This window comes from Pedobacter sp. GR22-10 (assembly GCF_026239715.1).
GTDB lineage: Bacteria > Bacteroidota > Bacteroidia > Sphingobacteriales > Sphingobacteriaceae > Pedobacter.
In genome coordinates this window covers 1,015,930-1,028,130 of the sequence record NZ_JAPIVR010000001.1, presented here as the reverse complement: position 1 = coordinate 1,028,130, position 12,201 = coordinate 1,015,930, and the positions used below count along the sequence as shown (strand labels likewise).

At 40.4% G+C, this 12,201-nt stretch carries 9 protein-coding genes; all 9 read right to left on the bottom strand.

The genetic code is table 11. The features are described 5' to 3' along the window. Positions 1 to 26: 26 nt before the first annotated feature. On the bottom strand, positions 27 to 689 hold the full coding sequence (locus tag OQX64_RS04345; protein WP_265817797.1) for a hypothetical protein: 663 nt from the start codon (positions 687 to 689) through the stop codon (positions 27 to 29). 140 nt (positions 690 to 829) lie between these two features. Further along, complete coding sequence (locus OQX64_RS04340) at positions 830 to 1,705, bottom strand: AraC family transcriptional regulator (protein ID WP_265817796.1); 876 nt, start codon at positions 1,703 to 1,705, stop codon at positions 830 to 832. A gap of 263 nt (positions 1,706 to 1,968) precedes the next feature. Continuing rightward, positions 1,969 to 2,391, bottom strand: a complete 423-nt coding sequence (locus OQX64_RS04335) for a DoxX family protein (RefSeq protein ID WP_265817795.1) — start codon at positions 2,389 to 2,391, stop codon at positions 1,969 to 1,971. Positions 2,392 to 2,428: 37 nt separating this feature from the next. Further along, positions 2,429 to 3,175, bottom strand: a complete 747-nt coding sequence (locus OQX64_RS04330; protein WP_265817794.1) for a LytR/AlgR family response regulator transcription factor — start codon at positions 3,173 to 3,175, stop codon at positions 2,429 to 2,431. Positions 3,176 to 3,186: 11 nt separating this feature from the next. Continuing rightward, on the bottom strand, positions 3,187 to 4,257 hold the full coding sequence (locus tag OQX64_RS04325) for a sensor histidine kinase (RefSeq protein WP_265817793.1): 1,071 nt from the start codon (positions 4,255 to 4,257) through the stop codon (positions 3,187 to 3,189). 41 nt (positions 4,258 to 4,298) lie between these two features. Then, positions 4,299 to 5,702, bottom strand: a complete 1,404-nt coding sequence (locus tag OQX64_RS04320) for an efflux transporter outer membrane subunit (protein WP_265817792.1) — start codon at positions 5,700 to 5,702, stop codon at positions 4,299 to 4,301. 10 nt (positions 5,703 to 5,712) lie between these two features. After that, positions 5,713 to 8,880 (bottom strand): efflux RND transporter permease subunit, encoded by a 3,168-nt coding sequence (locus tag OQX64_RS04315; protein ID WP_265817791.1) that lies wholly within the window; start codon positions 8,878 to 8,880, stop codon positions 5,713 to 5,715. A 21-nt stretch (positions 8,881 to 8,901) separates the two neighbouring features. After that, positions 8,902 to 10,023 (bottom strand): efflux RND transporter periplasmic adaptor subunit, encoded by a 1,122-nt coding sequence (locus OQX64_RS04310; protein ID WP_265817790.1) that lies wholly within the window; start codon positions 10,021 to 10,023, stop codon positions 8,902 to 8,904. 469 nt (positions 10,024 to 10,492) lie between these two features. Then, entirely contained in the window at positions 10,493 to 11,878 is a 1,386-nt protein-coding gene (locus OQX64_RS04305) for a DUF6055 domain-containing protein (RefSeq protein WP_265817789.1), read from the bottom strand. Positions 11,879 to 12,201: the final 323 nt, after the last annotated feature.

Here is a 12,201-nt window from a genome sequence, read left to right as displayed (position 1 = left end):
TCTTTTTTTACAAAAAATTCAAGACACTACCGGTTATTTATCTTCATGGTTTTAAAGTCGCCTCCGCTGCTATCTGCTGTAAAAAGGCCTATTTTTCCAGCTGTTCGATGGTTGAGTTTTTCGACCACCAGTGAAGGCTGGCTGGCGTGGTTGATGTACGCTTTAACGGTGGTGCCCTCCATTACTAATTTCATACTAAACCAATCATCAGGATTTGGTGGATCAATGATTTCTTTCTCAAAAACTGCATTCCGCTCCTTTCGCAGTTTTTCCCAGGTAAAATCGGGTTGTGAAATGTATTGCACCGCATGAACTCGCCGGATAGCATCTTTAGCAAAAAAATTAAAAGGACGGCAATATACCGCATCATAATGAAGATCATCGGCACCATGAAAGGCAATCCCGATAAAACTGCGCTGAAAAACGTCTTTTCCTCGCATTTCAATCTCAATGGTTCCGTTTTTAAAGTCCTTCACCGGTAGCCAAACAATACCTTCCTTCTTACTTTCCGATATTTTCAGGTAAGCTCCACTATCACTTGAAACAATTTTGATCGTTCTGTTTACGGCTTTAAGCTTTCCTTTTTTGTACAGTTTAGCAAGTTCAATGGTTTGCTGTTGCTGCCCGAAGAGTAAGCAGGGAAGTAAAATCAGGGTAAATACGAAGATAAATCTGATTCGCTTTTTCATTTAAATGCTGTTTTTAATGGTGTGATCGTTTATCTGTTCTTCCTTTATGTGAAGAACGTCTGCCTGTTTTTTGTATAAAAGTTAGTGGTGAACAGGCACCTACACAAAAATACCATGCATAAAAAAATAATCAGGACCAATCAGATAACAGAACTACCCTTTTGATAAGCATTTCTGAATGCTTTCGGGGAGATCCCGGTTTGCGATTTGAAGAAACGTGTTAAATGATTGGCCTGTGAGAATTGCAACTGATACGAAATTTCATTGATATTCAGCTGCGTATAAGATAAAAGCGACTTAATTTCAAACAGGATAAATTCATTAACCATTTCAGAAACGGTAAGCCCGAACTGCCTTTTGATGCATTTATTGAGTGTTACCCTGCTAGTGCCTAACTGCTGTGCATAATAATCGATGTTTCTGGTTTTACATACGTCATTTTGTAAAACCTCCTTAAACCTAAATGCCAGGCTATTATTTTCTGTTTCTGAAGACAACAGGTAATGCTGTGCATAAGCGCGATTGAGTTTAATTAACACCAGGTATAACAACGCCCTGATCATATGTTCGCTATCTGACTTAAATGTTTTGATCTCCATGAGCAGCTCCTGAATAATATTCGCCAGCTGTGAAAAGAAGTCGTCATTAACCTTCAGGTAGAGTGGTTTTGTTTTGTTATAGAAAAACTGCAGCCTGAAAGCAAATAATTTATCCGAGAAGAAATCAGACAGAAAGCTATCCTGAAAAAATAGGAAATAACAATCCACCTTAGTTTTGTCTAAAAACCACCTTCTTTTTTGAAATGGAGAGATAAAAACAATGGTATGATCAGTAATTTCAATGCGCTGCTGATCAAGTGCTAAATAGCCGTTCCCTTTAGCAAAAAATATGATTTCATAAAAATCGGCATCATGAAGCTTACTTTCGAAAAAATAATTCGGAATATCTTTATAAGCACCGATATCAATCAGGAGCTCAACATCATACTTATTTTTCAGAAATTTAAAGGTCTTCATTGTTAATGTATTTCATACACTATTTAAATGCAGAGATAAGCCATCGGTGCATTTGACCTCTCCCTTTGCCAGCAAACCACCCACAGCCATCCAATAGAGCTGATAAAAGTAGTCATTTGAAATTATTTTATCCGAGCTTACTTTAACGTACACAAACCCTCTCCTAATTCTTTATGGCATTACCAACTGAGATCTATTGATAAATCGTTTAACAATAACTTAGGCTATATACTTGCGCAAGGTTTTGCACTTTATACAATTTACTATTTAGTCCATTCATTTCCGGCTTTATACAAAACGTACTTCCCTCCCCCTGTAAAAAATATAGCAATGCCTGCAAACATATAGATTAGTGCAAGTTCTCCATCTAGTCCGCCGTTTTCATTAATTGTAAATGCTGACATCCCATGGGCCAGGTATATTGCAAATAACATTACAATAGCAATCATCAGCCCGGAAAGGCGTGAAAAGATACCCAAAATCAACATCAGCGGTGCCAGTACTTCACCCACTGGAACACCAACCCAAAGAAAAGCCGGCAAGCCCTTTTCGATAAGGCTCTGTTTGATAAAATCAAATCCATGGAACAGTTTGGCTATGCCGTGAAAGATCATTAAGCCACCAGTAGCGATACGCAATAACAGGATGCCAAGATCTGGCTTTAATGTACTTGAAATTTTATTCATCTTATTTGTTTTTCAGTCTTTTTATAATGGGTCGATTTTATTGATTTAACCACTCTTTAAATTTCGTTGCTTTTTCTTTGCTTACCAACACTTCTTTTTCAGGATGCGCTTTAAGCACAACCTTCAGCTTGCCATTAAAACTGTTCAGAATACGCTCGATGCTATTGATAGAAATGATAAACTGACGGTTAGCCCTAAAGAAATCATCCGGGTTCAATTCGTCTTCCAGATCGTCTAAAGAATATGATACCATCTCTTCCTGCCCAGATTTTAACATCAGCCGTGTAGATTTATATTCGAAATACACAAACGCGATATCATCTGCACTTATGGTTTTGAAACCATCGAAAGCTGGCAATAGAAAACGCTTGCGGTATATTTTTGCTTTACTGTTGATCAGGTTCAGCAACTTTTCCATATCAGGCTGTGAAGCGGCAGGATTAGTTTTTTTTAAAGCTATGGCGAGCTCCTCTTTCTGGATGGGTTTGAGCAAATAATCCAGACTATTCACTTTAAAAGCCCTTATCGCATATTCATCATAAGCTGTGGTGAATATCACAGAAAAGCTAACGGTAGTTTGCTGAAAAATATCAAAGCTCAAGCCGTCAGACAGGCGAATATCCATCAGTGCAACATCTGGTTTGGCATTGTTTTTTATCCACTGCACTGTTTCCTCAACCGAGCTTACCGTACCAACAATATGATAGGCATCCGATATTTCTGCAACCAACTGTTGCAGGCGTATGGCATTGTGTTTTTCATCTTCTACAATCAGAATGTTCATTTATTAAAATATTAGTTCAACAAAGGCAAGCCCACTTCAAAACTGTTGCTGGTTTCTTTAATTACAGGAATTTTATCAGATAAAATTTCATAACGGTTGATGATATTGTTCAGCCCAAATCCGGTTGTTGGTAAAGGGTTTGCTATGCGTTGTAAATTATTTCTCACCCATAAAAAATCAGTTTCCTTGTCAATATTAATACAAATGAGTAGCGGCATCGCCCCTGTTGCCCTATTGTGTTTAATGGCATTTTCAACTAATAGCTGCAAGCTTATAGGTGGGATATACCTGTTTATGAATTCGTTAGGAATATCCATTTCAATCTTAACATTCTCACCATGGCGGATGTGGATGAGGTAACTATACGATTTCACAAAATTGATTTCCTCCTGCAGGGTAACCAAATTCTTTTTTAGGTTGATCATCATATATCGGTTCACCTGCGAAAGATTATCCAAAAAAAGACTGGCAAGTTCTTGGTCTTCATTAATCAGGGCAGATAGCGTGCTGAAATTATTGAACATAAAATGCGGATCCAGTTGCAGTTTGAGGGATTGCAATTCAGATTGCATGGCCACTTCTTTAAGTTCCAGGGTTTTTATTTTCAGTGCTGCGGTTTCCGACATCGATTTTTTCCAATATTCGAGTAAAGCATATCCGGTGTGAAAAGTGCTTACAAAAATAGAAACAATCACACCAACCAGAAAAAACTGCCAGATACTGATGGCTTGCTCAGTATTTTCAGGCTCATCATATTCTGCCTGGTAATACAGATGTTGCAGGTAGAGCATAAGCGTGACCACAAAGATAACCAAAACCAATTGTACCAGCACACGTTGCATTGGTGCATTGTTCCATGGCAATTTTTTATCCAAAAATTTGGCAATAAACACACTGGTTTCTATAATTGCCCAAGACTGTAAGAAAACGAAAACTACTTCTTCCAGTATTTCATATACACTCATCTGCCGATACGTCTTCATAAAATCGACAAATGGATTTATTAAATAGGAAAATAAATAAACCAATACGAATACTACCAATATGGAAATGAGCTTAACGGGCCACTTTATGGGTTTCATATTTTTTGGTGTGAAATATTAAGATGGTAAAGATACATACATCAATTCCAACCGCCACCTACGGCACGGTAAAGTTCTATTTTATTGGCAATTTGGTCCCGTTGCAGTTGTGCGCTTGCCAGGCTTGCCTGCAGGTAGTTATTTTCTGCAATGATCACTTCCAGATAATTAACCATTCCATTTTTAAATAACTTTTTAGCAGTTACCATTCCTTTTTCCAATTCCTGCGCCCGCAACCTGGTATGTATGGCTTGTTCTTTTAATTTTTCTTCTTTAATCAGTGCAATAGAAACTTCGCCATAAGCCGTCAGAACCGATTGACGGAAATTAATAACGGCTTTTTCATAATCTATTTTTGCCTGTTTTTGTTGTAATTTTAAAGCACCCCGATTGAAAACAGGCTGGGTAATCCCACCGGCAAAAGTACTGAATAATGATGCAGGAACAGTGAACCAGTTGCTTACTTTTAGTGAATTAAGTCCGGACTGTGCAGATAAACTGATGCTTGGGTATAACGAAGCCTGTGCCACACCCACTTTTGCATTTGCTGAGCGCAAGCTGAGTGCTGAAGCAGAAACATCCGGACGATTTGCCAGCACCGAAACCCCATAATCCATATGAGTGGTATTGAGTTCATCATTTATGTTTTCTTGTCGGTCTATTGACGATGGATAGTTTCCACACAAAATACTCAGCGCAATTTCTTGCTGTGCAATATCCTGTCCTATCTGTGATAGTAACACCTTCACTTGTGCTAATTGTGCCGTTGCCTGTTGGATGCCCAAAGCATTGGCATCGCCATATTTGAACTGAATGCGTAATATTTGCAAGGTATTTTCACCCAATTCTATATTCCTTTTGGCTACAAAAAGCTGGTTATCCAACATCAGTAAATTATAATAGCCATTGGCTACATCGGCAACCAGCTTGGTTTGTACGGCTTTTTTTACCGCCTGGCTTTGTAAATAATCAGCCAGTGCCGCTTCTTTTTGCCTTTTGATTTTTCCCCAGATATCAATTTCCCAAGTAAGGCCTAAAGAAGTGGTAAAATCTTGTGTGGTGGTACTGGAAGTAAATTGTTGTGCCGATATCCCGGCCAAGCTGTTTTTTGATGCAGTACTTCTGTTCGCATTCATTTGTGCGTTCAACTCAGGTAAATAATTAAGTTTTACTTTTTTAAAAATAGCTCCTGCACTTTCTATATTTTGTATTGCCAATTGTATTTCGCTGTTTTTTTCAATGGCCTGATCAATTAGCTTAACTAATTTTTCGTTTTTGAAAAAGTCTTTTCTATCGAGTACAGTCGTGTCGTTCCTGCCATTTTCGGTTGTACCAAATTGAGCCGGCATTGCTAAAGCTGGTTTCGTATAATCTTTGGTTACACTGCAAGCGCCCAGCATCAGCATCATGAATAAAACAGGAAGGCTGCTTTTGTATCGTTTCATAACCGGGAGTTTACTCGTTTTCATCATTAAAATGTACTTTCATATCTTGCTTTCTGCCTGGACTAAAATATTCCTGCATACTTTGGAACAGCACAAACAAAACCGGAATAATAAATAACCCAAGCAAAACGCCGGAAATCATTCCGCCAGCGGTACTGATACTGATTGATTTATTGCCAATGGCTGAAGAACCTCTTGCAAACATCAATGGCGTAATTCCAGCCACAAAGGCAATAGAAGTCATCAGGATTGGACGCAACCGGTGCCTTGAACCGGATAAAGCAGAACGAACTAACCCCATCCCGCTCTTACGCGCCTGCAAGGCAAATTCCACAATCAGAATGGCATTTTTGGCAAGCAGGCCGATGAGCATAATTAAACCTACCTGTACATAAATGCTGTTGGTTAAACCCACCATTCCTATAGCCAAATACACACCCAGCAAACCAGTAGGAATAGAAAAAATAACTGCCAAAGGAAGCAGGTAACTTTCGTATTGTGCAGCCAAAAGAAAATAGGTAAAAAGCACACACAGTGAAAAAACAAAAATCATCTGGTTGCCTGATTCTTTTTCTTCCTTGCTTAAGCCTGTCCACTCGTAAACGTAAGATTCAGGCAGCTTCTTTTTCATCATTTTTTCTGCCGCCGCCATCGCCTGGCTGTTGCTAAAGCCATCGGCAGGAATAATATTTACGGAAATATTGTTGTACAAATTGTACCTGTTAATGAGTTCAGGGCCATATACTTTTTTCAGCGTGACCAAGGTACTGATGGGGATCATTTTGCCGTTATTGCTTTTCACAAAAACCTGGCTGAGTGAGTTTTCATCAGCCCGGTATTTTCCTTCAGCTTTAATATTTACCCGGTAAAACCTTCCGAAGCGGATAAAATCACTTGCCTGGCTACCGCCGTAAAAAAGACCAAGCGTATTCATAACATCTTTTGGCGTGGTACCAAGCTGATAGGTTTTATCTTCATCCAGTTCCATTTCCAACTGTGGAAAATCACTTCTGAACATCGTAAATGCCGAACCAATTTCAGGCGATTGATTCAGTTCAGCAACCAGCTTTTGCGCCACTTTTGAAAAGTCATCAATGTTGCCGCTCATCTTATCCTGAAGCACCAGTTCTGCACCGCTTATACTGCCAAAACCCTCCACAGGGGGCGAACGAAAAATACTCAATTCACCTTCTTTTATGTTGCTAAGCCTTTCGTTCATGGCCATCACCACCTGGTTCATATCTTTAATCTCGCCCCGGTTTTTGCTTTCTTTTAAACGGATAAAACCAATGCCATACGATGGGCCTGAACTACCGCTAATCATATCAAATCCCGATACGCTCGTCACCAGTTCTACCTCGGGCATTTTTTCAAAAGCACTGTCAATCCGGTCAATCACTCTTGTTGTGTAATCGATATTCGTACCCGACTTTAATGCTAAAGCATACATCACAAATCGGTCATCTTCTTCAGGAATAAATGATTTCGGGCTGCTGTTCATCATCCAGACAGAAAGAACAGTCATCAGGCTCAATCCTGCCAAAGCCAGCCATTTCTTTTTAATCAGCCATTTAACTGATTGGATATAACGCCCGGTCATTGTATCAAAACCAGCATTAAAGGCCGTAAAAAAGCGTTGCTTAAAATTCTGGTTTACCTCTTTTTCAGCGTTATGGTGCGTCGCATTTTTGAGCAAAAGCGCACAAAGTGCAGGGCTTAAGGTTAAGGCATTCAATGCCGAAATAAGGATGGCAATTGCTAAGGTAAAGGCAAATTGTTTATAAAAAATCCCGGCCGGGCCATCCATAAAACCAATGGGTAAAAATACTGCCGACATCACTAAGGTAATGGAAACAATGGCGCTGGTAATTTCTCCCATGGTGGCAATAGTTGCTTCCTTTGCAGGTAAACCTGTTTTTTGCATCTTGGCGTGAACCGCTTCAACCACCACAATGGCATCATCTACCACAATGCCAATCGCCAGTACCAGCGCAAAAAGCGTAAGCACATTCATTGTGAAACCCAGCAATTGCAGGAAAAAGAAAGTACCAATAATGGCTACAGGCACAGCAATGGCTGGAATAAGGGTAGATCGGAAATCCTGCAAAAACAAGAAAACCACTATAAACACCAGCATAAAAGCTTCGATAAAAGTGTTGCGAACCTGTTTGATAGATTGATCTAACCGTTCTTTCACACTTTGGATTATATGGTATTCAACGCCTTTGGGAAAACGCTTGCTAAAGGTTTCCAGCTGTGCCCTCACGGCAGTTTCTATTTCGTTGGCGTTAGATCCGCTTGCCTGTTGAATTCCAATGGTAACTGCCGGGAAGCCATTCTCCTTGTTATCACTACCATAAAATGAGGCTCCAAATTCAATTCTTGCCACATCTTTCAGGCGAAGCATCGCACCATTAGGATTGGCTTTAACGACAATCTTTTCAAAAGCCTGGGCAGTGTTCAGTTTCCCTTTATACTTGATGGTATATTGCATTGGTGCATCCGACTCTTCACCCAATTTTCCGGGTGAGGCTTCCAGGCTGCTATTGGCAATAGCATTGTCTATATCTTGCGGTACAAGGTTGTTGACCGTCATTTTTTGCGGGTCGAGCCAAATGCGCATCGCATAATCCTTCGAGCCAAATAGCTGTACGTTACCAATTCCCGGAATGCGTTTCAGGCTGGTAATGAGGTTAATTTTAGCATAGTTCTGTAAAAAAAGCTCATCATATTTAGCCTTGTATTTACTCGAAATATTGAAGAACATGATGTTGCTGTTCTGTTGCTTGGTGGTGGTAATCCCGGCCCGTATTACTTCAGCCGGAATAAGACTGTTTACCTGCGCTACACGATTTTGAACATGTACAGAAGCCTGGTCAGGATCAACACCCTGCTTAAATACAATTCGCAAAGAAAAAGCACCATCACTACCTGCAGAAGAAGAGATATACTGCATATTTTCGACACCATTAATGGCTTCTTCCAGGGGCGTAATTACCGAACGGATTACACTTTCGCTGTTACCGCCCGGATAAGAACCTGATACCGTAACCGTTGGTGGTGCAATATCCGGGAACATGGTAACCGGAATGCGTTGCATACTCACCAAACCCAGTAAAACCAACATGATCGAGATTACGGTAGCCAAAACCGGCCTTGTAATTATTTTTTTCAGCATCTTGAATGAGATAAGGAATTGTTATTTTTCAGGCGTGATTTGTTCGCCTTCCTGAATGAGGGTTAAATCTTTGGTCACAATTCTATCGCCGACATGTAGGCCGCCGGAAACCAAGTAATTATCACCACTTTTACCGTTTACAGTTACCGCTACACGCTCGGCTTTATTGTCTTGGGTTAAGCGGTAAACAAAAATTTTATTTTGTACATCCAGCGTTGCCAAAACCGGCACTAAAATCACATCCTTATAATTTTCGGGCAACACAACCCTTCCGGTATTGCCGGAGCGCAAAATATTTTCCTTGTTACTGAAAATTGCCCTTACACTGATGGCACCAGTTGCCTTGTCAAACTGTCCGTCAATCATCTGTATTCTTCCGTGATTGGCAAATGCATTTCCATCAGCCAGCATGAGCTTCACTTTAGGCATAGCTGAAACTTTATCCTGAAAAGATTTTGCTTCACTCCGTGAAATGAAGCGCAAGTAATCTTTTTCGGTCATTGAGAAGTAGGCATATACCTCACTCACATCAGATAAAGTGGTGAGCGGAAGTGCATCTCCTTTTGATACTAAGTTCCCGATACGTTTGGGAATACTTCCGATATAGCCAGAAACAGGTGCTTTAATTATAGCAAAAGCCAGATTTACTTTAGCCACTTCAACTAAAGAAGCATTTTGAGCTACCTGCGCTTTTGCATGCTCAAAATTAGCCTGAGCAGCTTTAAGCTGATAATCAGAAACCACATTACTTGTGCTGAGCTCCTTATTTTTTTCGAGTTCTAAAGTTGCATTAGTAAGTGTAGCTTTAGCCGCATTGAAACTTGCTTTCGCCGTATTGAGCTGTTCTTTCAGCGCGTGGTCGTTAATTTTGAACAAGGGCTGTCCGGCTTTAACATAAGCACCTTCATCAACAAATATTTTTTCGATATAGCCATCGGCCTGCGAACGAATATCAACCATCACCTTACCTTCTATCCGCGCCGGATAATCGGTATCAATATTCGCGTCTGATCGTTGAAGAGTTAAAACAGGTAACTTTTTTATCGCCGCTTGCTTTTCGCTATCCTTTTTGCTCCCACAGCTTACCAGGAAAGAACAAACTGCTATTCCAATAAAAACAACATAATTTTTTAAACCAGCCATATGATTGCACTAAATAATGGTGCAAATGTGGCTATAAGTAAGGGCGGCTGATTTGATTATTTACCCGAAGCGGAAGAAATGGGGTTTGAAGCTGATTTATGGGATAATGAGTTTTGGAAATCATATATTAAGCCAGCAGGTATGGAAATTCATCTTATTGTTCATTGTTATTGTTAGGTCCAATTTATGGTGGCCATATGCACAGGGTAAGAAGAAAAATAAAAAACCCGATCTAATGCTTTCAAGAAAGGTTTTACCTTCAGCAGGAAATCGAACTAAAATCGGCGTTTCTGCTCAATCATGGTACATTAGGGCATTCTACTTTTATCAAGGGCATAGAAATCGCTTAACCAAATGGTTCCCTTCAGCCTTCTTAAATAAGTTACCCAGGTGATGGAAAAAAAGCCGTCTCCACAAGCTGGAGACGGCCTCATCTTCATTTACATAAAATGGATGATTGAGCAGTGTCTTACAACACGGAGCTATTGGTGAATTTTACCTTGTAAGGCCATTGGTCATCATTGGCTTCATTTTCATCCCATGGATGTGGTGCATAGCTAGTCGGCGCTCCGGTTACAACATACCATAATTTTACTGTGCCAGCCGGCACGGTAAAGCTGCTGGTGGCATTGTTGGTCCACATGCCGCTATACCGGCGTTCTCCTGTATTTAAAATCGCAACATATCCATGGCGCCAACCGGCTCTTGCCGGATTTGCCACCTGGTTATACCCGGGCGCATTAACCATACCGGTAAACACGGTTGATACAACCGTACCTGCGGCCGGAACGGTTAAAGGAATAACATTGTAACCAGTAGTACCCGGGGCACGATTATAGGCTACCTGGTAGCTTCCGTCCGTCAGCCTGGTATAATTCCACGTTTGGGCGCCATGGTAATTGGCACCATAAGACCGGAGTGAAGGAATATCCCAGGTCACAAATCTTACCGCCTGATCGTAAATTTCTCCATTAAAAGTAGCCACATCAATACCATTGAGCCGCATATATGCCTGGATAGGATCTTCCGGTTGGCGAGACTCACGCCATAATCTTCCGACAAAATTGCGCCCTCTTTTAAATTCCCAATAGTAGAGGATAAAGTAACTGGCATAACGGTACCATTCATGGTGAACATGGCGGTGATAATTATCCTTGTAAACAGTGAAATCATATGCGGTAAAAACCGTTGAAGGATAGCTCTGGAACCCCTGGAAATTAGCCGTTTGTTCCCAGAAGCCGTTACCGCCATTGCCACCAAACCCATAGCGAAACCCGCCAACACCCTGGTCAGCAAAAACCTGGTATTGGAAACTATGTCCAATCTCATGACCGATGACATGGCCAACCGGCTGCATGGTAGCTGGACTAACCCACAGGGCACCAATAACGTTATCATAGCCCGAACCAGTAGCCAGCCATTCCGTTTGATAATTGATAAAGATCATCATCTTATATTTATTCAGCTTGGATGTAGCTAAATTAGCAAATCCTAATTCAGTTACATTTAATTGAAAAAAGCCTTCCGCTTTGCTCAGCAGGTCGGTAATATTTACCCGGTATGCGGCTGGCACGGCCGTTGAATTCGGATCGTTACTGCCATAGCCTTTGGCCCAGAAAACAATGAAGTGATCGGAAGAGCGGGATCTTGACCAACTCCATGTGCTAGCCGAATTATTAAAATCATTTGAGCGTAGTTCCATCGGAATATAGACATCCGGAGCTGCAGCTGCAAGTGCTGCTGTTGTGGCCTGCTTTTGCGGTTTAGTTAGCGGAGAGGGCTGAATGGATTTAAATTCATCCTTACAGCCTGATAATATCACAATGATCAGGAATAATAAAATTTGTTTTTTCATTTTGGTTTTTGTTTGATTAGGTTTATAGATTGATTAAATTTCATCACACAGCATGCTCATCTTTAGGTTGTTGATTCCTCAGAAGATAAACAGGCTTTTCGCGAAAAATATTTTTATGACGGGTTAATGCTTAAAATAACAGATTTTACCATACACGTCCATATGCAGAATAAAAGTGGTAAGGCGTGGGCCCGCTTGATTCTATGGTTGATTACAGTGTTGTATAAAAAATATTTAATATTTTAAATATACACTAGAAAAGGCGACTATGCTGATCGTATATTAACAACAAGTTATACATAATTGACCTATTTGTTAGTCAA